The sequence below is a fragment of the Mitsuaria chitosanitabida ATCC BAA-476 = NBRC 102408 genome, assembly GCF_001598255.1.
Classification (GTDB): Bacteria; Pseudomonadota; Gammaproteobacteria; order Burkholderiales; family Burkholderiaceae_C; genus Roseateles; species Roseateles chitosanitabidus.
The window spans coordinates 24896-46539 of record NZ_BCYP01000006.1 but is presented as its reverse complement, the minus strand read 5'-3'; the positions used below and the strand labels follow the sequence as shown (position 1 = coordinate 46539).

20 protein-coding genes are annotated in these 21644 nt (G+C 70.3%); 2 read left to right on the top strand and 18 right to left on the bottom strand.

Annotated elements, in window-relative coordinates:
• Positions 1-45: 45 nt before the first annotated feature.
• Positions 46-1644: a M20/M25/M40 family metallo-hydrolase gene (locus tag MCHT01_RS03170; RefSeq protein WP_067062273.1), complete on the top strand. Its 1599-nt coding sequence runs from the start codon at positions 46-48 to the stop codon at positions 1642-1644.
• A gap of 109 nt (positions 1645-1753) precedes the next feature.
• Positions 1754-2203 (top strand): hypothetical protein, encoded by a 450-nt coding sequence (locus MCHT01_RS03165; RefSeq protein WP_067062271.1) that lies wholly within the window; start codon positions 1754-1756, stop codon positions 2201-2203.
• 90 nt (positions 2204-2293) lie between these two features.
• Here the strand turns inward: MCHT01_RS03165 and MCHT01_RS03160 are convergent, their stop codons facing one another.
• The 18 genes from MCHT01_RS03160 to MCHT01_RS03075 all read right to left on the bottom strand — a co-directional run bounded on the left by MCHT01_RS03160 (position 2294) and on the right by MCHT01_RS03075 (position 21643).
• Positions 2294-2503 (bottom strand): response regulator transcription factor, encoded by a 210-nt coding sequence (locus MCHT01_RS03160; protein WP_067062268.1) that lies wholly within the window; start codon positions 2501-2503, stop codon positions 2294-2296.
• Between the two features lie 30 nt (positions 2504-2533).
• On the bottom strand, positions 2534-2965 hold the full coding sequence (locus tag MCHT01_RS03155) for a methyltransferase (RefSeq protein ID WP_067062266.1): 432 nt from the start codon (positions 2963-2965) through the stop codon (positions 2534-2536).
• Positions 2966-3108: 143 nt separating this feature from the next.
• Complete coding sequence (locus MCHT01_RS03150; RefSeq protein WP_067062263.1) at positions 3109-4371, bottom strand: TIGR03862 family flavoprotein; 1263 nt, start codon at positions 4369-4371, stop codon at positions 3109-3111.
• A gap of 177 nt (positions 4372-4548) precedes the next feature.
• On the bottom strand, positions 4549-6279 hold the full coding sequence (locus MCHT01_RS03145) for a sensor histidine kinase (RefSeq protein WP_067062255.1): 1731 nt from the start codon (positions 6277-6279) through the stop codon (positions 4549-4551).
• 377 nt (positions 6280-6656) lie between these two features.
• Complete coding sequence (locus MCHT01_RS03140; protein ID WP_067062253.1) at positions 6657-7553, bottom strand: SDR family oxidoreductase; 897 nt, start codon at positions 7551-7553, stop codon at positions 6657-6659.
• 120 nt (positions 7554-7673) lie between these two features.
• Positions 7674-8684, bottom strand: coding sequence for a glutathione S-transferase family protein (locus MCHT01_RS03135; RefSeq protein WP_084451738.1), 1011 nt, complete (start codon positions 8682-8684; stop codon positions 7674-7676).
• The gene (locus MCHT01_RS03130; protein ID WP_067062250.1) at positions 8681-9154 is read right to left on the bottom strand and encodes a GNAT family N-acetyltransferase; all 474 of its coding nucleotides are present in this window, start codon (positions 9152-9154) and stop codon (positions 8681-8683) included. The genes MCHT01_RS03135 and MCHT01_RS03130 overlap by 4 nt, the downstream gene beginning before the upstream one ends.
• The gene (locus tag MCHT01_RS03125; protein WP_067062247.1) at positions 9154-10176 is read right to left on the bottom strand and encodes an NADP-dependent oxidoreductase; all 1023 of its coding nucleotides are present in this window, start codon (positions 10174-10176) and stop codon (positions 9154-9156) included. The genes MCHT01_RS03130 and MCHT01_RS03125 overlap by 1 nt, the downstream gene beginning before the upstream one ends.
• Positions 10177-10359: 183 nt before the next feature.
• A complete protein-coding gene (locus tag MCHT01_RS03120) occupies positions 10360-10806 on the bottom strand; it encodes a PaaI family thioesterase (RefSeq protein WP_245643144.1) in 447 nt (148 codons plus the stop codon).
• Between the two features lie 32 nt (positions 10807-10838).
• Positions 10839-11630: an SDR family oxidoreductase gene (locus MCHT01_RS03115; RefSeq protein ID WP_067062246.1), complete on the bottom strand. Its 792-nt coding sequence runs from the start codon at positions 11628-11630 to the stop codon at positions 10839-10841.
• A gap of 100 nt (positions 11631-11730) precedes the next feature.
• A complete protein-coding gene (locus MCHT01_RS03110; RefSeq protein WP_067062244.1) occupies positions 11731-13548 on the bottom strand; it encodes an acyl-CoA dehydrogenase in 1818 nt (605 codons plus the stop codon).
• A gap of 104 nt (positions 13549-13652) precedes the next feature.
• Positions 13653-14468, bottom strand: coding sequence for an SEL1-like repeat protein (locus MCHT01_RS03105; RefSeq protein WP_067062243.1), 816 nt, complete (start codon positions 14466-14468; stop codon positions 13653-13655).
• Positions 14469-14542: 74 nt separating this feature from the next.
• Positions 14543-15718 carry an acetyl-CoA C-acyltransferase gene (locus MCHT01_RS03100; protein ID WP_067062241.1) on the bottom strand — a complete coding sequence of 392 codons (1176 nt, stop codon included), beginning with the start codon at positions 15716-15718 and terminating at the stop codon, positions 14543-14545.
• Between the two features lie 17 nt (positions 15719-15735).
• Positions 15736-17832 carry a 3-hydroxyacyl-CoA dehydrogenase NAD-binding domain-containing protein gene (locus tag MCHT01_RS03095; protein WP_067062236.1) on the bottom strand — a complete coding sequence of 699 codons (2097 nt, stop codon included), beginning with the start codon at positions 17830-17832 and terminating at the stop codon, positions 15736-15738.
• A 212-nt stretch (positions 17833-18044) separates the two neighbouring features.
• Positions 18045-18482, bottom strand: a complete 438-nt coding sequence (locus MCHT01_RS03090; protein ID WP_067062233.1) for a hypothetical protein — start codon at positions 18480-18482, stop codon at positions 18045-18047.
• Between the two features lie 163 nt (positions 18483-18645).
• Entirely contained in the window at positions 18646-19389 is a 744-nt protein-coding gene (locus MCHT01_RS03085; protein WP_067063029.1) for an ABC transporter ATP-binding protein, read from the bottom strand.
• Positions 19390-19421: 32 nt separating this feature from the next.
• Positions 19422-20204 carry an ABC transporter ATP-binding protein gene (locus tag MCHT01_RS03080; protein ID WP_067062231.1) on the bottom strand — a complete coding sequence of 261 codons (783 nt, stop codon included), beginning with the start codon at positions 20202-20204 and terminating at the stop codon, positions 19422-19424.
• Positions 20201-21643, bottom strand: coding sequence for a branched-chain amino acid ABC transporter permease (locus MCHT01_RS03075; protein ID WP_084451729.1), 1443 nt, complete (start codon positions 21641-21643; stop codon positions 20201-20203). The genes MCHT01_RS03080 and MCHT01_RS03075 overlap by 4 nt, the downstream gene beginning before the upstream one ends.
• Between the last annotated feature and the right edge of the window lies 1 nt (position 21644).

Below are 21644 nucleotides of genomic sequence, written 5' to 3'. Positions count from 1 at the left end.
ATTCAAGCGACGCCCCGCCACCGCGGGGCTCCAGGGAGAACCACCATGCGTCAGTTTTTCGCCCTCAGCGTGCTGTGCCTCGGGCTGGCCGCGCTCACACCGGCCGCTCAGGCCGGTGAGAAGGTCTGGATCAGCCTCGGCGACGCCGCGCTGATCCAGCTGCAGAAGAGCCAACCCTCGGCGCGCGCCGTGTCCAGCGTGCTGGCCGATCCGGCGCAGGACGCGTCGCAGGCCTTGAGCGCCGCGCGCTCCAAGGCGCCGGAGAAGATCCACCTGGTCGAGGTCGACGCCGACGCGCTGGCCTCGCTCAGCCAGTCGATCCATGAGGAGCTGCGCCGCTGCGGCGGCTACATGTTCCACGCGAGCAAGGCCGCCGGCCTGGCCTCGCTGCAGCGGCACAGCACGCCGGTGGCCGCGCAGCGCCTGGCCGCCGCGGCCGTGGCGACGCGGCCCAGCTACGTCATCGACCAGCAGAGCGTGGTGACGCCGCTGCTGGCGCAGATGCAGGCCAGCAACATCGGCCAGACCATCGTCGACCTGTCGGGCTACACCAACCGCTACTACACCAGCAGCAGCGGCGTGAACGCGTCGAACTGGCTCAAGCAGCGCTGGACCACGGTGGCCGCGGGCCGCGGCGACATCACGGTCGAGCAGTTCACCCATTCGGGCTGGGCGCAGAAGTCGGTGATCGCGACGATCCAGGGCAGCGACAACGGCACCGAGGTGGTGGTGATGGGCGCGCACCTGGATTCGATCAACCAGTCGGGCGGTTCGGCCGAGACCATGCGGGCGCCGGGCGCGGACGACGACGCGTCGGGCGTGGCCAGCCTGACCGAGGTGCTGCGCGCGCTGGTGTCGGCCAACTTCAAGCCGCGCCGCACCATCAAGCTGATGGCCTACGCCGCCGAGGAAGTGGGCCTGCGCGGCTCGCAGGACATCGCGAACGCCTTCGCCGCGGCGGGGACCAACGTGGTGGGCGTGCTGCAGCTGGACATGACCAACTACAAGGGCGCCGCGGCCGACATCTACCTGTTCAGCGACTACACGGACAGCGCGCAGAACACCTTCCTGTCCAACCTGATCTCGACCTATCTGCCGACGCTGAAGGTGGGGACGGACCGCTGCGGCTACGCCTGCTCGGACCATGCGTCCTGGAACGCGCAGGGCTATGCGGCGAGCATGCCCTTCGAGTCCAGCTTCGCCGCCGACAACCCCAACATCCACAGCGCCAACGACACCTACGCGAGCATGGGCAGCCAGGCCGACCACTCGCTGAAGTTCGCGCGCCTGGCGGCGGCCTACGCGGTGGAACTGGGCGCGGACGGTCCGGGGACGCAGCCGCCCGCCGACAAGACGGAGACCTTCAGCGGCAGCCTGACGCGCAACCAGACCAGGAGCTTCGGCCCGTTCAAGGTGGCGGCCAACGCCAGCCTGGCGGCGAGCACGACGGGCACGGGGGACATCGACCTCTACGTCCGCAAGGGCGCGGTGCCGACCACGTCGACCTACACCTGCAAGTCGGACGGGTCCACCGCGACCGAGGGCTGCTCGGTGACGACGACGACCGCCGGCGACGTGTACGTGCTGCTCAACGGCTATGCCGCGGGCAACTATCAGCTGAAGGTGACGTACAAGCCGCAGTGACGGTGAGACCCGTCTTCTTCCAGTCATGTGAAGTCCATACCGTGAGAGCCCGACAGCACGGGGACGACACATGCGGGGAAGAAGACGGGATATCGCCGGGATCGCGCTCATGGCCGCTCTCTCGCTGACCGACGCGCGCGCTGCGGACGCCGCCGCCAGCGACCCGACCTGCCCCGCGAAGGTCCTGCAGACGCAACTGGAGAAGCCACCTCTGCCGGGCAAGTCCTACAGCGTGCTGGTGGCGTTGCCTCAAGAGATCGACGGCCGTCGCCAGGCCGCGCGCATCCGGGCCGCGATCGAGGCGGATTCGATCGGGAAGAAGGAAGGACTCGACCTTCGGGGAACGATGGAGATCCGGGATGAGCGGCATGAGCCGCTCCTGCGGCACCGCTTCACCAGGGTGCGGCTCTATTCGATCTCGAGCACCACCGATTTCGAGATCCTGTCGACGGCGCTTCAAAGGTGCGCTCATGAAGTCATCGTGACCATCGACAACGGCTGCCATCTTCCGACGGGCGGCGCGTCCGCCATCGTCCAGTTCACCTATCAGGGAAAGTGAATGGGGGCCGTCCCATCACGCCTTCTGGACGACCTCCACCGTTCGCCATCACGTGATCTCAGGATCACTTGATCAGCCGTTCCCTTGAGTTCAAGCCCGCGCCAGTCCTTCCCGGATCGCATAGCGGGTCAGGTCAGCCACGCCGCGCAGGCCCAGCTTCGCGACGGCGTGCTCGCGGTGCGAGGCCACGGTCTTGTGGCTCACGTCCAGCTGCGCGGCGATCTGCTTGGTCGTCAGGCCCTCGGCCAGCAGCTGGACGATCTCCCGCTCCTTCGGCGTGAGCCGCTCGAAGGCGCTCACCTGCAGCGCCTCCGTCCAGAAACCGGTCGATCACCTCGCGCCCGGGCACCCCACCCTCGCTCCAGGGCGCAAGCGCATGCCGGGTTCGGCGCCCGCGCGCACCGGCAACTGCGGCGGGTTGAAGACGACGAGGTCGAAGGACTGGCCCCGGACGGCGTCCCAGAGATCGCCCTGCCGCACGCAGGCGCGCGGGAGGCCGAGCGTCTCGACGAGCGCGCCGGCGCGATGCACGGCGCTGGGCTCGATGTCGACGCCGACAAGGTCCTGCGCGCCGCACTCGGCCAGCGCCGCGAGCAGCACGCCGCTGCCGGTGCCCATGTCCAGCACGCGTCCGGTGAGCGGCGCCCGCAGCCGCACCTGCCGCAGCAAGGCGGCGGTGTACTCGGAGGGCAGGAAGGGATCGGCCTCGACCGGCGAAGCGGCCGCGGACGGTGGCGGTCGACAGGACTGGGGATCGCGCATGGACGGGACTCCTCGGGGACCGTCCATGCTGCCGCGCGCGGCGGCGTGCGCGCCATCGGCAAAGGGCTGAGACGCGGGGGAAAGAAGACTGATTCGGCGAGGGCGGCGGTGCGCGGCGCCGCGGCCATCGCGCCGTCTTCAGGTCACTGCTGGAGCCATTCGACCGCGCCGTCGCCCGCGATCAGGCCGCTGGCCAGGGACGCGGTGAGCAGATAGCCGCCCGTCGGCGCTTCCCAGTCCAGCATCTCGCCGGCGACGAACACCCCGGGGCGGGCCTTGAGCATCAGCTGCGCGTCCAGCGAGGCCAGCGTCACGCCGCCCGCCGTGCTGATCACCTCCGCCACCGGTCGCGCGGCCCGCAGGCGCAGCGGCAGCGCCTTGATCGTGCGCGCGAGCAGCGCGACGTCGCCGTACTGTTCCTTGGTCAGCGCCTCGTGCAGCAGGCCGGCCTTCAGGCCTTCGAGGTTCAGCCGACTCTTCAGGTGCGAGGACATCGAGCGCGACCCTCGCGGGTAGGCGACCTGCTCGTCCACCCACGACGCGTCGCGGCTCGGGAGCAGGTCCAGGTGGACCACGGCCTCGCCGTCGCGCTCGATCTTCTCGCGCAGCAGCGCCGAGGCCGCGTAGACCAGCGAGCCTTCGATGCCGGTCGCGGTGACGACGAACTCGCCCTGGCGGGAGAAGCGGCGGCCGTCGACGCCCTCGGCGGACAGCGCCACGGGCTTGACCGGCTGACCGGCGAATTTCTCGGCGAAGAACGGCGACCAGCCCGGCGCCGCGCCTTCGCGCGTGGGGCCCAGGTCGAAGCCGCAATTGGCCGGGCGCAGCGGCGAGACCTCGGCGCCGGCCTGCGCCAACAACGGGGTCCATGCGCCGTCCGAGCCGAGTTGCGGCCACGAGGCGCCGCCCAGCGCGAGCACGACGGTCCCGGCGGCGACGCTCAGTTCGCCCTCGGGGGACTGGAAGCGCAGCGCGCCGTCCTCGGCCCAGCCGAGCCAGCGGTGCTTCATGTGGAAGCGCACGCCCTGGCCCTTGAGCCGCGACAGCCAGGCGCGCAGCATCGGCGCGGCCTTCAGGTCCTTGGGGAAGACGCGGCCCGAGGTGCCGACGAAGGTCTCGACGCCCAGGCCCTGGGCCCAGGTCCGCAGCGCCTCGCCGTCGAAGCGGTCCAGCCAGGCGCCGACGTCGGCGGCGCGCTCGAAGTAGCGGCTGTCGAAATCGGGACGGGATTCGGAGTGGGTCAGGTTCAGGCCGCCCTTGCCCGCGAGCAGGAACTTGCGGCCGACGGTGGCCATCGCGTCGTACAGGTCGACGCCGACACCGGCGAGCGCGAGTCGTTCGGCGGCCATCAGGCCGGCTGGGCCGCCGCCGATGACGACGGCGCGGCGGGAGGATTCAGAGGACATGGCGGAGTGTGACTGCTGGAGTGGCGCCGGGGGTGGCGCGAACGGCCGAGTGTGCGCCGAAGGGCGCGCAGTGTGCCAGACCTTGCGACGCGGCCCGCGGCAGGGCCCGCCATCCGGCGGCCTCGGCACGCCGGCGGGGCGGCCCGCTGCCGGCGCGTGGTCGGCCGCCGGTCTGCCTCAGCCCATCGCCGGCACGGCCGGCAGTTCCAGGGTGAAGCGCGATCCCTGCCCGCTCTCGGAATCGACCAGGATGCGACCGCCCATGCGCTCCATCAGCTGCTTGCAGATGACCAGTCCGATGCCGTGCCCGGGCTGCTCCACCCGGCCCAGCCGGTTGAAGGGCTGGAAGAGCTGCGCGCGCTGCTCGGCGCTCAGCCCGATGCCGTTGTCCGCCACCTCGATGCGGAAACCGCGCGGCTCCGCCCTCGCCCGGACCTGCACCCAGCCGCCACGGCGGTTGTACTTGATGGCATTGGAGATGAGGTTGTGCAGCACCTGCTCCAGCCGGATCGGGTCGGCCTGCACCAGCGGCAGCGTCTGGTCCTCCTCCGGCGTGATGCCCAGCTCCAGCTGCACGCCGGCCGCCTCGGCCGCCGGCTGCGCCAGCTCCACGCAGCGCCGCAGCAGCGGCCCGGCCTGCAGCGGCAGCGCCTGCACCGTCAGCGTGTTCGCCTCCACGCGGGAGAGCGTCATCATGTCCTCGATCAGCACCAGCAGATGCTTGGCCGCCTCGTCGATGTGCCGGACCCGGGTCTGCTGCACCTCGTCCAGCGGCCGCTTCGGATCCTGCGCCAGCAGCTGGCTGAACCCGAGCACCGCGTTCAGCGGCGTGCGCAGCTCATGGCTGGCCTGCGACAGGAACTCGCTCTTGGTCTTGCTCGTGACCTCGGCCATCTCCCGCGCCCGGTCCACGTCCTGCAAGCGGGTGCGCTCGGCCAGCTCCCGCTGCAGCTGCTCGCCGCGCAGCCGCACCTGGCGCTGGAGCGCGCGGTTCCAGAGCAGGACCAGGCCCAGGCCCGCCAGCACCAGCACGAGCGCGATGCCGAAGCCCCACAGCGCGCGGCGCTGCCAGCGCATCAGCGAGCTGTCCTGCGTGATCCAGCGATCGGCGATGGCCTGGCGCTCGCTCTCGCCGATGCGGGTCAGCGCCTTGTCCAGGATGCGGCCCAGCATCGGCCAGTCGCGCCGATAGCCGATGCCCAGCGAATAGGCGAAGCCGATGTCGTCCACCACCCGCAGGTTGCCGATGCCCTCGTGCCGCATCAGGTAGGTCGCGCCGGCCAGGTCCATCACCGCCGCGCCGACCTCGCCGCCGGCCAGGCGCCGCAGCACCGTGCGGTCGTCGGCCTCCACCCGCACCGGATTGGTGGCGTAGCGGTCCTTCAGGAAGCTGCCCACCGCGTAGCCGCGGGCCACCGCCACCGCCTCGCCCGGCTGCAGCGGCCCGGCCGGGTCGCCGACCCGGCGCAGCAGGACGGCGGGGACGCTGATGTAGGGACGGGTGAAGCCGATGGTCGCGGTGCGCTCGGGCGTCTCGCGCAACGACATCAGCAGGTCGAGCTGGTCGTCGGAGAGCGCGGTGAGGTTCTCCGCGAAGGTCTTGGCCGGCTGGAACTCGAAGCGCAGGCCGGTGAGCTCGGACAGACGCTGAGCGTAGTCGACCGAGAGGCCGGCGGTGCGGCCTTCCTGGTCGGTGAAGGTGAAGGGACCGTAGGTGGCCGAGGCGCCGACGCGCAGCACCGGGTGCTGGGCGACCCAGGCCCGCTCCTCCGGGGTCAGCCAGTCCCGCGGATCGGCGTGGCCCTGGCCCGCCAGGGACAGCCAGGCCGCCGCCGCGATCAGGGCGATCGGGAACAGGCGGCTGAACATGCGCAGGATCCGCGCGACGGGGAGGACGGCGTTGACCACGGGCGGATTGTGATCCCGCCTCCCCCGTCCGGGATGTCCGGGGAACCCGCATCCGGGGGAGCCCGGGGTCGGAAAAAGTCACGAAGACCCTCACCCCTGCCCTCTCCCGCAAGCGGGAGAGGGAGTCATGCGGCCAGTGCGCGTACACCAGCGGGGAAATGCGGCCAGTGCGCGCGCCCCAGCGGGGGAATGCGGCCTTGCGCGCACACCAGCGAGGGAATGCGGCCAGTGCGCTCGCCCCAGCGGGGGAATGCGGCCTTGCGCGCACACCAGCGAGGGAATGCGGCCAGTGCGCGCACGCCAGAGCCTTCTTGCCCCCTCGCCCGCTTGCGGGAGAGGGCTGGGGTGAGGGTCTTCGGGCTCTCCCTCTCGTCCCCTCAAGCGCTCCGCAGCGCCTCCCGCAACCGCGCCCCGATCTCCGGCTTGTCCGCGAAGGGATCCGTCGGATTCCGCACCTGCATCACGTCCTCCAGCCTGGTCTGCACGCCCTTCAGCGCCTGCGGGTGGCTGAAGATGTAGAAGCGCTCCTCGTCCAGCGCCTCGAACACCATCCGGGCCACATCCGCCGCGGTCAGCTTGCCGGAGCTCACCGCCTTGTCCGTCATCGCCTGCGAGATCAGCTGGCTCTTCGTCGGCTTGGCGGCCCCGAGTTCCCCGGGGCGGTTGCGCTCGCTGTGCGTGATGCCGGTCGGCACGAAGTACGGGCACAACACCGACGCGCGCACCTGGTCGGTGACCAGGGCCAGGTCTTGATGGAGCGTCTCGCTGAGCGACACCACCGCGTGCTTGGACACGTTGTAGACGCCCATGTTGGGCGGATTCAGCATGCCGGCCATGGAGGCGGTGTTGACGATGTGGCCCTGCCAGGCGGGATCGGCCTTGGCGGCGGCCAGCATCAGGGGCGTGAACAGCCGCACCCCGTGGACCACGCCCATCAGGTTGGCGCCCAGCACCCATTCCCAGTCCGCAAGCGAGTTCTCCCAGATCAACCCGCCCGAGCCCACGCCCGCGTTGTTGAACACGAAGTTCGGAGCGCCGAAGCGCTCCTGCACCGCAGCGGCCAAGGCCTCCATCTGATCGGCCTTGGCCACGTCGACGCGGCGTGCCAGCACCTGATGGCCGGCGAACTCGGCCGCGGCCTTGTCCAGCGCGTCCTGCTGCACGTCGCACAGGACGAGGTTCATGCCGCGCGAGGCCGCGATGCGCGCCACTTCCAGGCCGAAGCCCGAGCCCGCGCCGGTGATCACCGCGGTCTTGCCTTGATAGTCCTTCATGCGCTTGTCTCCTTGTCGTTCGGGGTTGCGGGCGGGGCCGTCTCGCGCGGCCGCCGCAGATCGGTCGGGCCGCCGCTGTCCGGCGGCGGGCCGTGCGGCCGGGTCCTGCCCGGCGCGCGCTCAGCCCGCCTTCCGCAGCACGTAGCGGATGCGGGGGAAGTGGACGTGCACCCGGCCGGCGCGCTCGTCGTCGCGGGCCAGGGTCACGGTGTCGGCGCTCAGGCCGACCAGCGCGCCGGCGACCGCGTCGCGGGCGTAGTCGCTGGGCGCCACGGTGACCGGGTCGCCGTGCGCGAAGCCCAGGCCCTCCTCGACCAGCGCCGGCTTGGGCGTCGACGCCTTCGCCAGCGCGATCGCGGCCGCGCTGTCGAGCTTCCCCGCGCGCTCGCCGTGGCCGATCGCGGCGACACGCGCCATCCAGGCGCGCAACGCCTCGTGCGGCGTCAGGATGGCGGCCATCGGCCCGGCCTTGGCCACGAACCACAGCGGGTGATAGACGCTCAGGTCGGCGATGCTCGCCTCCGCGCCCAGCAGCCAGGGTCGGCCGTCGGCCAGCATCGCGGACAGCCATTCGAGGTACTGCGTCAGCGCCGCGGTCGCGTCGCCGCCGCGCGGTTGCGGCATGCCCTCGGTCATCGCCTTGCGGTCGGCGACGAAGGCCTGCAGCACTTCCTGCGGCGCGCCGGCGAACATCGCCGCCGCGCCCGCGGGTTGCATCGCATGCGGCAGCGCCGTCCAGAAGAGGTCGGTGCCGGCCCACTGCGCGATCAGACGCGCCTGACCCGCCACCGCGGCCGGGAACAGGCTGGGCGTGGGACGCCGGCCTTCCAGCACCCGCGCGATCAGCGCGGTGTCGCAGTAGATGTCGGCGCCGATCTGCAGGAAGGGCGTGCGGCGGTAGCCGCCGGTCAGCGCGGCCACGTCGGGCTTGGGCATCACCATCGGCACCGTCACCGAGTGCCAGGCCAGGCCCTTGAAGCCCAGCATCAGCCGCGCCTTCTCGGCGAAGGGCGAGCCGGCGTAGTGGTGCAGGACGAGGTCGTCGGCGGTCACCGGGGAGGCGCCCGCCGACGGACTCGCGGACGAGGACGCGGCCGGGGTCGAGGTCGAAGCGGAAGTCGAGGCGCTCATGGCGTGGGCTCCTTGCGCATGTCGATGTGGGGGATGCCGTCCTCGTCGTAGACGTCCGAGATCGGCGTGAAGCCGAAGCTGCCGTAGAACTCGCGCAGGTGCGCCTGCGCGCCGAGCTCGATCGGCATGCCGGGCCACAGGCGCTGGCATTCGCGCAGCGCCTGGCTCATCAGCGCGCGGCCCAGGCCGCCGCCGCGCGCGGTGGGCGCGGTGATCACCCGGCCGATGCGCGCGGCGCCGTCGCCGATCTCGGGCGGCAACAGCCGGGCGTAGGCCAGCAGCGTCTCGCCGCCATCCACGCCCTGCCCCAGCCCCTGCAGATGCCAGGCGTGCTCGTCCAGCCCGTCGGGATCCAGATAGATGCAGCGCTGCTCGATGACGAAGACCTCGGCCCGCAGCCGCATCGCGCGGTACAGGCCTCGGACGCTCAGGTCGTCGAAGCGCTGGCAGGTCCAGCGCGGGCCGGCCATCAGACCAGCTTCACCAGCTGCTTGCCGAAGTTGCGGCCCTTGAGCAGCCCCAGGAAGGCCTCGGGCGCCTGCTCCAGGCCTTGCGCCACGGTCTCGCGGTACTTGAGCTTGCCGGTGGCCACCAGCGTGCCCAGCTCCTTCAGCGCCTCGGGCCAGACCTCCATGTGCTCGGAGACGATGAAGCCCTCGACCTTCATGCGGTTGACCAGGATCAGCTGGGGCGCGCTCAGCGGGATGGGCTCGCCGTTGTAGCCGGCGATCATCCCGCACATGGCGATGCGGCTGAAGGCGTTGGCGCGCGACATGACCGCGTCCAGGATCATGCCGCCGACGTTCTCGAAGTAGCCGTCGATGCCCTTGGGGCAGTCGGCCTTGAGGGCCGCGGACAGGGACTTCGCGTCCTTGTGCTGCTTGTAGTCGATGCAGGCGTCGAAGCCCAGTTCCTCGACCACGTAGCGGCACTTGTCGGCGCCGCCGGCGATGCCCACGGCGCGCGCGCCGCGGGCCTTGGCCAGCTGGCCGACCGCGCCGCCCACCGCGCCGCTGGCCGCGCTGACGACCACGGTCTCGCCCGGCTTCGGATCGATGATCTTCACCAGCCCGTACCAGCCGGTCACGCCCGGCATGCCGACCGCGCCCAGGTAGGCCGACAGCGGCACGTGCGTGGTGTCCACCTTCTGCAGCACGCCGCGCTGGTTGGCGTCGACGAGCTGGTACTCCTGCCAGCCCCCCATGCCCACGACCTTGTCGCCGACCGCGAAGTGCGCGTTCTTCGAGGCCACCACCTCGCCGACGGTGCCGCCGATCATGACCTCGTTCAGCGGCTGCGGCGTGGCGTAGCTCTTGCCGTCGTTCATGCGGCCGCGCATGTAGGGATCCAGGCTCAGGTAGTGGTTGCGGACCAGCACCTGGCCGTCGGCCAGCGCGCTCGGGACCGCGGTCTCGACCAGCTTGAAGTTGTCAGCGCCGGGCTCGCCGGTGGGGCGGGAGGCCAGCAGGATCTGACGGTTGACTTGGCTCATCGGGGGCTCCTCGGTGGGACTCGGTGAAAGCGGCCATGGCGACGCCTGGCCGGACAGGTCGGCCGCCCGCGCGTGGCGCGGGCGATCCGTGACGGAATGCCGGCGATTCAACCATGCCCGCCCCGACCCCGACGTCCCTCGGGTGACAAAAAAGAACGAGCGTGCTTTTTGCCGATCTCAGCCTTAGGTGCGCTGCAGCGACTTGAGGCTGCGGCCGCGGCCGGGCAAGGCCTTGAGGTACTTGAAGGTGCCGGTCGCGTGCGCGCAGAGCTTGCCGTCCTCGCCGTAGACCGAGCCGTCGCAGAAGGCCATGGTCGTGGAGCGGTGCAGCAGCCGGCCCACCGCGCGCAGCGCGCCCTCGCCGGGGCGCATGAAGCTGGTCTTCATCTCCACCGTGACCACGCCGGGACCGAAGTCCGGCAGGTCGCGGTGCACGCTGCGGGCCGCGTGCGCCATGGCCACGTCCAGCAGCGTCATCAGCACGCCGCCGTGCGCCACTTCCCACGAGTTCAGATGCAGCTCGCGGATGTCCACGCGCAGCTCGGCCTCGCCCTCGTCGACGCGCACCAGCTCGAAGCCCAGCTGCTGGACGAAGGGGATGTGGACGGGGAACTTCATGGACTCGGACATGGCGCGGGGCGGACTGGGCGGTGAGAGGGGGATCAGGCGCCGTGCACGGCGGACACGCCGCCGTCGACCGCGAGGATCTGCCCGGTGATGTGCTTGCCGGCGCGGCTCGCGAAGAGCAGCGCGGCGCCCTTGAGGTCCTCATCATCGCCGATGCGCTTGAGTGGCGCGTGCTCCGCCAGCTTCTCCTCGCCGATGGCGGCCATCAGGCCCTTGGTCATCTTGCTGGGGAAGAAGCCCGGCGCCAGCGCGTTGACGGTGATGCCGTGCACGCCCCACTCCCCGGCCAGCGCGCGGGTGAAGTTCACCGCCGCGCCCTTGCTGGTGTTGTAGGCGATGGTCTTCATCACGCCGGTGTTGCCGCCCAGGCCGGCGATCGAGGCGACGTTGATGATGCGGCCCGACCGGCGCGGGATCATGCTGCGGCGCGCGACTTCCTGGCTCATCACGAACAGGCTGCGGATGTTCAGGTCCATCACCTTGTCCCAAGCCTCGACCGGGTGGTCCTCGGCGGGCGCGCCCCAGGTGGCGCCGGCGTTGTTGACCAGGATGTCGATCTGGCCCAGCTTGGCCAGCGTCTGCTCGACGATGCCGCGCGCCTGCGCCTCGTCGGAGGCGTCGGCGGCGATCCACTGGGCCTGCACGCCGCGCGTCTTCAGATGGGCGACGGCCTCCTCCAGGTCGGCCGCCTTGCGCGAGCTCAGCATGATGGTGGCGCCGGCCTCGCCCAGCGCCTCGGCGATCTGCAGGCCCAGCCCGCGGGAACCCCCGGTCACCAGGGCCACCTGGCCGGTCAGGTCGAAGAGGTCTTGCACCTTGCTGCTCATGGTCGTCTCCTTGAAGTCGTCGATCGGATCGATCGCGTTGATGTCGATGAATGGGAAGGAAGGCGGCCGCGGCGCCGGAAGGGTGGCGGCCGCCCGGGACTCAGAACCAGGCGTCCTGCATCTCGCGGGTGAGGGGCTCGCGCCGTGCGACCACGCCGAGCCAGGCGTGGATCCTGGGCAGCTCGTAAGCGAAGAAGTAGCGCTGCGCCGCGCGCTTGCCACGCGCGAAATCGTCGTCGCGATCGGCCAGCGACAGCGCGACGTCCAGCCAGATCCAGGCCAGCACCGTGTGGCCGAAGGCCTGCAGGTAGGGCGTCGCGTTGGCCAGCGCCTCCTCGGGCTGACCGGTGGACCAGGCCTTCTTGGTCGCGCCGCCGACCGCGGCCAGCGCCGCGCCCAGCTCGTTGGCGGCCTCGGCAAGACCTGGCACCTGGCCGGCGCGCTGCGCGGTGTCGCTGACCCGGGCCGCCAGCGCCATCAGCGCCTTGCCGCCGTCCATCACCACCTTGCGGCCCAGCAGGTCCAGGCCCTGGATGCCGTGCGTGCCCTCGTGGATCATGTTGAGCCGGTTGTCGCGCCAGTACTGCTCGACCGGGAAATCGCGCGTGTAGCCGTAGCCGCCCAGCACCTGGATGGCCAGCGAGTTGGCCTCCAGGCACCACTCGCTGGGCCAGCTCTTGGCGATGGGGGTCAGCACTTCCAGCAGCAGCTTGGCCGCGTCGGCGTCCTCGGCCGATCCGGTCTGCTGCTCGTCGACCAGGCGCGCGCAGAACAGTTCCAGCGCCAGCCCGCCCTCGACGAAGCTCTTCTGCGCCAGCAGCATGCGCTTCACATCGGCGTGCTCGATGATGGGCCGCTGCGGCTGCGCGGCGTCCTTGCCCGCCGCCGTGATCGGACGGCCCTGCGGGCGCTGGCGCGCGTACTCGAGGCTGGCCTCGTAGCCCGCATAGCCCAGCATCACCGCGCCCAGGCCGACGCCGATGCGGGCCTCGTTCATCATGTGGAACATGCAGCGCAGGCCGTCGCCGGGCTTGCTCACGAGATAGCCGATGGCGCCGCGCTTGCCGCCCGGCGTGTGGCGGCCCTCGCCGAAGTTGAGCAGGCAGTTGGTCGTGCCGCGATAGCCGAGCTTGTGGTTCAGGCCCGCCAGGGCCACGTCGTTGCGCTCGCCGGTGAGCCGGCCCTTCGTGTCCACCAGGTGCTTGGGCACGATGAACAGCGAGATGCCCTTGGTGCCCGGCAGCGGCTTGCCGTCGGGACCGGGGATCTTGGCCAGCACCAGGTGGACGATGTTCTCGGTGATCTCGTGCTCGCCGCCGGAGATCCACATCTTGTTGCCAGTCAGGCGATAGCGCGGGCCCAGGGGATCGGCCTCGAAGTCCTGGCCATCGGGCTCGGCGCGCGTCGCGACGTCGGACAGCGAGGAGCCCGCCTGCGGCTCGGACAGGCACATGGTGCCGAACCAGCGGCCGCTGAACTCGTTCATCGCGAAGACCTCGCGCTGCGCGTCCGTGCCGTGCGCCATCAGCAGATTGGCGTTGCCGTTGGTCAGCATGGCGTAGCCGCCCATGGCGACGCTGGCCTTGCTGAAGAAGCAGTTGGCGGCCATCTCGACCACGCAGGGCAGCTGCATGCCGCCGTGCTCGTGGTCCTGCGCCGCCGCGAGCATGCCGGAGCCGACGTAGGCGGCGAGCGCGTCATGCGTGGCTTGCGGCAGATGGACGCGCTCGCCGTCGAAGCGGGGTTCCTCGGTGTCGGCGAGGCGGTTGAAGGGCGCGAACTTCTCGCGGGCGATCTTCTCGCAGGTGTCGAGCACCGCATCGAAGGTCTCGCGCGAGTGGTCCGCGAAGCGCTCGCGGCTGCCGAGGTCCTGCACCTTCAGCCAGTCGTAGAGCAGGAAATCGAGGGTATTGCGCATGAGGCGGACCGGAACGGCGGATCGAAGAAGCCGCCATCGTCGCGCAGCCCGGGGGCGCTGGCTGTCAACTGCGCGATAGCGGCGCCCCCGCCCCGACGCCGGTCCTACCCGACGATGTGGAAGGCGAAGTCCTGCTGGAATCGCCACCCCGTCGGCACGTCGGCCGGCCTGGTGAAGCGGCGCAGCGTCCGCTGGCTGGTTTCCTCGAGCTCGCGTCGCAGCGTCTGCCGCACCAGACCGCTGTCGCGGTCGCGCACGTTGTCGCCGCTGGAGACGCCCACCATGTCCCCGAGCCGCAGTTCCTGCTCGGTCCACTCGACGGTGGCGGCCGAGGGATTGAAGCTCATGCGGTAGTTGCCGTAGATCGAGTAGGCCATGCCCATGCTGGGGTACTCGATCTCCCCAGCGATGGCCGACACCACGCCCGCGACGTAGACGCAGGCGTCGAGCCGTCCGGCCGGCCACTTGCGCAGCTGGGCCACGTAGGCATCGGGGTCGGCGCGCAGCTCGCGGCCGGCCTCGCACTCGGCGGGCAGCCGCAGGCCCGCGTCCTCCAGCGCCCAGTACATCGCCGCGGCCCGGTCACGGTTGCCCGCCGCCAGGCCCGCGACCAGCCGCAGCCGGCCTTGCGGCTCGCCCGCCGCGGTGGCCTGCTGGTACAGGGTCGCCGCGCGATCCCAGTCCGGCTTGAGGCAGACGCCCTGCTCGTACATCGTGCCCGCCAGCAGATAGGCCGACGGGTACTTGCGCTTGAGCGCCTCGTTGAGCCGGCTCGCCGCCAGCGTGCAGTCCTGCGCCCGCATCGCGTCGTGGATGGCGGCGATGGCCTGCGACTCGGGTTTGGTGGGAGGCTCCTTGCGGTTGTCGGCGGCGCCGGCCTGGGTCGCGCCCAGGGGCAGCGTCGCGCCGACGGTCAGCACGCGCGCGGCGCACCCGAGAGCGGAAAGGGCGCCTTTCGGCGCCCCTGCGGTCAGTTCAGACAGTTGAGTGGGGTTCACAGGACCTCGAAGACACCGGCGGCACCCATGCCGCCGCCAATGCACATCGTGACACAAACCCGCTTCGCCCCGCGACGCTTGCCTTCGATCAGCGCGTGGCCGGTCAGGCGCTGGCCCGACACGCCGTACGGGTGGCCGATCGCGATCGCGCCGCCGTTGACGTTCAGGCGATCCATCGGGATGCCCAGCGTGTCCGCGCAATACAGCACCTGCACCGCGAAGGCCTCGTTGAGTTCCCACAGGTCGATGTCCGAGACCTTCAGGCCCAGGCGCTTGAGCACCTTGGGCACGGCGAAGACCGGGCCGATGCCCATCTCGTCGGGCTCGCAGCCCGCGACGGCGAAGCCCAGGAAGCGGCCCAGCGGTTTCAGGCCCTTCTTCTCCGCGTAGGACTCGCTGACGATGGCGCAGGCGCCCGCGCCGTCGCTGAACTGGCTGGCGTTGCCGGCCGTCACCACGCCGCCAGGGATGGCGGTGCGGATGTCCTTGATGCTCTCGTAGGTCGTGCCCACGCGCAGACCTTCGTCCACGCTCACGGTCACTTCCCTGGTCATCATGCCGCGCACCTTGTCGGCCACGCCGGCCATCACGGTGATGGGGACGATCTCGTCGTTGAACAGGCCCTCGGCCTGCGCCGCGCAGGCCTTCTGCTGGCTGCCCGCGCCGTAGTGGTCCATGCGCTCCTTGGAGACCTTGTAGCGCTGGGCCACGTTCTCCGCCGTCTGCAGCATCGACCAGTAGATCTCCGGCTTGTGCGCCATCAGCCAGCTCTCCTGGATCATGTGGCGGTTGGCCTCGTTCTGGACGCAGGAGATGCTCTCCACGCCGCCGGCGATGTACACGTCGCCCTCGCCCGCGATGATGCGCTGCGAGGCCGTCGCGATGGTCTGCAGGCCGCTGGAGCAGAACCGGTTGACGGTCTGCCCGCCCACGGTCACGGGCAGACCCGCGCGCAGCGCGATCTGGCGCGCGATGTTGCTGCCGGTGGCGCCTTCCGGCGTCGCGCAGCCCATCAGCACGTCCTCGACGTCCGCGCCGTCGATGCCGGCGCGCTCGACCGCCGCGCGGACCACGTGGCCGCCCAGCGTCGCGCCGTGGGTCATGTTGAAGGAGCCCTTCCAGCTCTTGGCCAGCGGGGTGCGGGCCGTGGAAACGATCAGTGCCTTGCTCATGTCTTGCTCCTTCGTGCTTATTCGTTGAAGCCCTTGCCCTCGTGGGCGAGGCGGGCCAGCAGCGGCGCGGGCTCCCAGAACTTCGCGTCGTCCAGCGGGTTCTTGGCGAAACGCTTCATCGCCTGCACGACGTTGTAGAGGCCCACCGTGTCGGCGTAGCACATCGGGCCACCGCGCCACAGCGGGAAGCCGTAGCCGGTCAGGTAGACCATGTCGATGTCGGAGGCGCGCAGCGCGATGCCCTCCTCCAGGATGCGCGCGGCCTCGTTGACCAGCGCGAACACCAGGCGGTGGACGATCTCCTCGTCGCTGATCTTGCGCGGCGTGATGCCCAGCGCCGAGCGGTGCATGTCGATCATCTCCAGCACCGTCCTGGACGGGATGGCGTCGCGCTTGCCGGGCAGGTAGTCGTACCAGCCCGCGCCGGTCTTCTGGCCGAAGCGGCCCATCTCGCAGAGCAGGTCGGCGGTCTTGGAGTAGCGCAGGTCCGGCTTCTCCTGGTAGCGGCGCTTGCGGATGTACCAGCCCACGTCGTTGCCGGCCAGGTCGCCCATGCGGAACGGGCCCATCGCGAAGCCGAAGCGCTCCACGGCCTTGTCGACCTGCTGCGGCGTGCAGCCCTCCTCCAGCAGGAAGCCGGCCTGGCGGCTGTACTGCTCGATCATGCGGTTGCCGATGAAGCCGTCGCACACGCCCGAGACCACGCAGGTCTTGCGGATCTTCTTGCCCAGCGCCATGACCGTGGCCAGCACGTCCTTGGCGGTGGCCTCGCCGCGCACGACCTCCAGCAGCTTCATCACGTTGGCCGGGCTGAAGAAGTGGGTGCCGATGACGTCCTGCGGACGCTTGGTGAAGTGGGCGATCTTGTTGACGTCCAGCGTCGAGGTGTTGGAGGCCAGGATCGCGCCGGGCTTCATCACCGCGTCCAGCTGCTTGAACACCTGCTCCTTGACGCCCAGGTCCTCGAAGACGGCCTCGATGACGATGTCGGCATCGCCGATCTCGGCGTAGCTCAGGGTGGTGTGCAGCAGGCTCATGCGCTGCGTGTACTTGTCCTCCTTGAGCTTGCCCTTCTTGACCTGCGCCTCGTAGTTCTTGCGGATGGTGGCGACGCCGCGGTCCAGCGCCTCCTGCTTCATCTCCAGCATCACGACGGGGATGCCGGCGTTGAGGAAGTTCATCGCGATGCCGCCACCCATGGTGCCGGCGCCGATCACGGCGACCTTCTCGATCTTGCGCAGCGGCGTGTCCTCGGGGACGTCGGGGATCTTGGACGCGGCGCGCTCGGCGAAGAACGCGTGGCGCAGCGCCTTGGACTCGGGCGTCAGCATCAGCGCGCCGAAGGCCTCGCGCTCGGCGCGCATGCCGTCCTCGAACTTCATGCTGACCGCGTTGGCCACGGTCTCCACGCACTGCAGCGGCGCGGGGAAGTTCTTGCTCATCGCGCCCACCGTGTTGCGGGCGAACTGGAAGAAGGCCTGCGCCTCGGGGTGCTGGGCCTTGAGGTCGCGCACGCGCGGCAGCGGGCGCTTGTCGGCGATCTCCAGCGCGTACTGGACCGCGCCGTCGATGAGGTCGCCCTCGATCACCTTCTGGAACAGCACCTGGCCTGGCACCATCGCCAGCATCTCGGAGTTCACCGGCTCGCCGCTGACGATCATGTTCAGCGCGGGCTCCACGCCCAGGGCGCGCGGCAGGCGCTGCGTGCCGCCGGCGCCGGGCAGCAGGCCCAGCTTCACTTCCGGCAGCGCGATCTTGGCCCCCGGCGCGGTGACGCGGTAGTGGCAGCCCAGCGCCAGCTCCAGGCCGCCGCCCATGGCGACGCTGTGGATCGCGGCGACGACCGGCTTGGTGCAGGCCTCGACACGGTTGATCAGCGAGCCCAGGTTGGGCTCGGCCAGCGCCTTGGGCGAGCCGAACTCGCGGATGTCGGCGCCGCCGGAGAAGGCCTTGCCGGCCCCCGTCAGGACCACGGCCTTCACGGCCGGGTCGTTCTCGGCGCGCTCGATGCCCTCGGAGATGGCGAGCCGCGTGGCGTGACCCAGGCCGTTGACCGGGGGGTTGTTGAGCGTGATCACCGCGACCTGGCCGCGGACTTCGTAACTGGCACCCATGCTTGTTCCTTCCAGTGCAGGTGAGAAACCTCGCCGCCGTCGCCGTGTCTCCCCGGTCGCGCGTCAGCGAAAAGAACGATCGTTCGATTCTAGGCAGCGGCGAGCCGCGACGCTTGTCTCTGCCGTGACAAGGCGTCACCGGGGGAAGTCCGGAGGGGAATGGCGGGGCGGGCGGGCGCGGAGGAAGGCGGTCCGGCGGCGCGCCGGAGCGCTCAGAAGCGCTTCTCGATCTGCGTCGGCGCGAAACCGTGGCGGGCGGCGTCGTCGGGATCCTCGTACTGGGTCTGGGCGAAGCCGGCATCGGATTCGCCGCCTGACGGCGCGGGACGGCGCGACGCGGGCGGCGGTTCCGCGGGCAGGATGGACTCGGGGCCGTCGAGGGTCTCGGCCGGGCTGCCGGTGGTCATCGCCTTGCGGCGGAAGCGTTCCGCGATCAGCCGCAGTTCGCCCAGCTCCAGCTGCAGATGCTCGATCTGCCGCCGCGCCTGGGTGCTCTGCTGGTTCATCAGCTGGCGCGAGGCCTCGATGCGGTCGATCAGACGCCGCGCGCGTTTCAGGCGCGGCCACCACCAGGCGCTCGCGCCGATTCCGCCGGCGGCCATCCCGGCCACCACGCCCGCGACCACCATCCAGGGCTGCACCGAGTTCATGAGGAGTCCTTGTTCTTCTGTCCCGGACTCAATGTAGTGCGGCGCTCGCACGCCGGGGAGGCGCGCGCTTCCCGGGATCAGGGGACGCGGGACTGCTTGAACGCGGGGGACGGCGATGTCGGGCGTGAGGGAGATCACGCGCGCGGGGGCCGTCCGGCGGCGCTCAGACCTCCAGCCACTCCTTGCGCACGTAGGCGTTGGCGCGCAGGTCGGCGGGCGTGCCCTCGAAGACGATGCGGCCGTGGCCCATCACGTAGCAGCGCTCGGAGATCTCCAGCGCGATGGCCAGCTTCTGCTCCACCAGCAGCACGGACACGCCGCGCCGCTTGAGCTCCTTGAGGTACTCCGCGACCAGCTCGACGATCTTGGGCGCCAGGCCCTCGGTGGGCTCGTCGATCATGATCAGGTCCGGATCACCCATCAGCGTGCGGCACAGCGTGAGCATCTGCTGCTCCCCGCCGGAGAGCACGCCGGCCTCGGTGTGCTGGCGTTCCTTCAGGCGCGGGAACATCGCGTACATGTCGTCGAAGCCCCAGCGCGGTGTCTTGCCGCGCCGCCCGGACTTCTCGCCCAGCATCAGGTTCTGGTGCACCGTCAGCTTGGGGAAGATGTCCCGGTTCTCCGGCACGTAGCCGATGCCGCGATGCGCGATCTCGTAGGCCTTCTCGCCCAGCAGCGCCTGGCCGCCCCAGTCGATGCTGCCCGTCCCCTCGACCTGCCCCATGATGGTCTTGACCGTCGTCGATCGCCCCGAGCCGTTGCGGCCCAGCAGGCTGACGATCTCGCCGGGGCGGACCTCCATGGTCACGCCGTGCAGCACGTGGCTCTTGCCGTAGAAGGCGTGGACGTTGTCCAGCTTCAGTGCCCGCGCGTGCGCCGCCGACGCGCCGGCCGCGGCGGCGCGCATCGCGCCGACATTCGAATCCTTCATCTCCACGCTCATGCATGCGCTCCCGCGGCCTGCGACTCGGCCAGCACCGATCCCAGATAGGCCTCCTGGACGCGCGCGTTGGCGCGCACCGCGTCGGGCGTGTCGAAGGCGATCACCTCCCCATAGACCAGCACCGCGATCTTGTCCGCCAGGCCGAAGACCACGCCCATGTCGTGCTCCACCGTCAGCAGGGTGCGACCCTCGGTGACCTCCCGGATCAGCTGGATGAAGCGCTTGGTCTCGCTCTTGCTCATGCCGGCGGTCGGCTCGTCCAGCAGGATGACCTGCGAGCCGCCGGCGATGGTGATGCCGATCTCCAGCGCGCGCGCCTCGGCATAGGTCAGGTTGATCGCGGGGACGTCGCGCTTCTTGTCGAGGTGGATCATCTCCAGCAGCTCCTCGACCCGTTCGTTCACGTCCTCCATGCCCGCGAGGAACTTCCAGAACGCGTACTTGTGGCCCATGGACCAGAGCAGCGCGCAGCGGATGTTCTCGAAGACCGACAGCCGCGTGAACAGGTTGGACACCTGGAAGCTGCGCGACAGCCCCCGGCGGTTGATCTGGTACGGAGGCAGCTGGTCGATGCGCTCGCCGAAGAGCTTGATCTCCCCGCTGGTGGGCGCGAAGCGGCCGCTGATCAGGTTGAACAGCGTGGACTTGCCCGCGCCGTTGGGGCCGATGATGGCCACGCGCTCGCCCGGCTTCACCGCGAGCTCCGCGCCGCGGATGATCTCGCTCTTGCCGAAGCTCTTGCGGACGGACTTCAGTTCCAGTGCGTACGGCGCGCTCACAGGCTTTCCCTCCGCTTGATCTCTTTCTCGATCTCTTCCTGCGCCTGGTCCCACTCGCGGCGGAACTGGCGGCGCACGACCTCGAACAGGCCGATCCCGGTCAGCAGCACGAAGCCCGCCCCGAACCAGGAGTCCACGCTCCTGGCGTCCAGCGCCACGCCCAGGTAGTGCATCTTGGGTCCGAGCGCCTCGTTGAGCTGCAGGTGATAGAGCATTTCCACCATGGTGGAGCCGCCCACCAGCACGGTCAGCGCCGCGCCGGCCAGCCCGAGATAGGAGGGCCACAACGCGCGCAGCTTGCCGAAGGCGGCCAGACGCAGATTCATCATGATCAGCGAGGCGATGCCGCCCGGCGCGTACATGACCATGAACAGGAAGACCAGGCCGAGGTAGAGCAACCAGGCCTTGGTCAGCTCCGACAGCAGCACCAGCGCGACCACCATCAGCACGGCGCCGATGATGGGCCCGAAGAAGAAGGTCGCGCCGCCCAGGAAGGTGAACAGCAGGTACGCGCCCGAGCGCGCCGCGCCGACCACCTCGGCGGTGACGATCTCGAAGTTCAGCGCCGACAGCCCGCCCGACACCCCGGCGAAGAAGCCCGCGATCAGGAAGGCCAGGAAGCGCACCCACTGCGTGTCGTAGCCGATGAACTCGACCCGCTCCGGGTTGTCGCGCACCGCGTTGAGCATGCGGCCCAGGGGCGTGCGCGTGAACGCGTAGAGCAGCGCCGTGCAGACGAAGCAATAGACGGCGATCAGGTAGTAGACCTGGATCTGCGGGCCGAAGGTGATGCCCATCAGGCCCTTGCCCACCACGCGGTTGGACGAGATGCCGCCCTCGCCGCCGAAGAACTCCGGCAGCATCAGCGACATCGACCAGATCAGCTCGCCCAGGCCCAGCGTGATCATCGCGAAGGGCGTGCCCGACTTCTTGGTCGAGACGTAGCCGAACAGCGCCGCGAAGAACAGGCCGGCGAAGCCGCCGACCACCGGCACCAGGCTCACGGGGAGCGCCAGCTGGCCGCCCCCGACCATGTTCAGCGTGTGGATCGCCAGGTAGGCGCCCAGCCCGCTGTAGACCGCGTGGCCGAAGCTCAGCATGCCGCCCTGCCCCAGCAGCAGGTTGTAGGACAGGCAGGCGATGATCGCGATGCCCATCTGCGACAGCATGGTCTGCGCCAGGCTGCTGGTCCACATCAGCGGGGCCACGATGAGCGCGACGGCGTACAGGCTCCAGATCAGCCAGCGGCCGACGTTGTGGGGCTTGAAGTGATAGGTCTCGGCGCGCCTGGCGCGCGACGGGCGGGCGGCATTCGCGCCATTCGCGCCATTCGCGCCATTCGCGCCTTTGGCGGCGATGGCCGCGTTGACCGCGGCGGTCGTCGCGGTGACCGCGGCGGTGGCCGCCGTGGCGGTCGAGGAGGTGGGGACGGCGGACATC

Bases quoted from the DNA above. Each gene is read 5' to 3' on its own strand.
- MCHT01_RS03170 (WP_067062273.1), top strand. From the start codon at position 46: ATGCGTCAGTTTTTCGCCCTCAGCGTGCTGTGCCTCGGGCTGGCCGCG.
- MCHT01_RS03165 (WP_067062271.1), top strand. From the start codon at position 1,754: ATGGCCGCTCTCTCGCTGACCGACGCGCGCGCTGCGGACGCCGCCGCC.
- MCHT01_RS03155 (WP_067062266.1), bottom strand. From the start codon at position 2,965: ATGCGCGATCCCCAGTCCTGTCGACCGCCACCGTCCGCGGCCGCTTCG.
- MCHT01_RS03150 (WP_067062263.1), bottom strand. From the start codon at position 4,371: ATGTCCTCTGAATCCTCCCGCCGCGCCGTCGTCATCGGCGGCGGCCCA.
- MCHT01_RS03140 (WP_067062253.1), bottom strand. From the start codon at position 7,553: ATGAAGGACTATCAAGGCAAGACCGCGGTGATCACCGGCGCGGGCTCG.
- MCHT01_RS03135 (WP_084451738.1), bottom strand. From the start codon at position 8,684: ATGAGCGCCTCGACTTCCGCTTCGACCTCGACCCCGGCCGCGTCCTCG.
- MCHT01_RS03130 (WP_067062250.1), bottom strand. From the start codon at position 9,154: ATGGCCGGCCCGCGCTGGACCTGCCAGCGCTTCGACGACCTGAGCGTC.
- MCHT01_RS03125 (WP_067062247.1), bottom strand. From the start codon at position 10,176: ATGAGCCAAGTCAACCGTCAGATCCTGCTGGCCTCCCGCCCCACCGGC.
- MCHT01_RS03120 (WP_245643144.1), bottom strand. From the start codon at position 10,806: ATGTCCGAGTCCATGAAGTTCCCCGTCCACATCCCCTTCGTCCAGCAG.
- MCHT01_RS03115 (WP_067062246.1), bottom strand. From the start codon at position 11,630: ATGAGCAGCAAGGTGCAAGACCTCTTCGACCTGACCGGCCAGGTGGCC.
- MCHT01_RS03110 (WP_067062244.1), bottom strand. From the start codon at position 13,548: ATGCGCAATACCCTCGATTTCCTGCTCTACGACTGGCTGAAGGTGCAG.
- MCHT01_RS03100 (WP_067062241.1), bottom strand. From the start codon at position 15,718: ATGAGCAAGGCACTGATCGTTTCCACGGCCCGCACCCCGCTGGCCAAG.
- MCHT01_RS03095 (WP_067062236.1), bottom strand. From the start codon at position 17,832: ATGGGTGCCAGTTACGAAGTCCGCGGCCAGGTCGCGGTGATCACGCTC.
- MCHT01_RS03090 (WP_067062233.1), bottom strand. From the start codon at position 18,482: ATGAACTCGGTGCAGCCCTGGATGGTGGTCGCGGGCGTGGTGGCCGGG.
- MCHT01_RS03085 (WP_067063029.1), bottom strand. From the start codon at position 19,389: ATGCGCGCCGCCGCGGCCGGCGCGTCGGCGGCGCACGCGCGGGCACTG.
- MCHT01_RS03075 (WP_084451729.1), bottom strand. From the start codon at position 21,643: ATGTCCGCCGTCCCCACCTCCTCGACCGCCACGGCGGCCACCGCCGCG.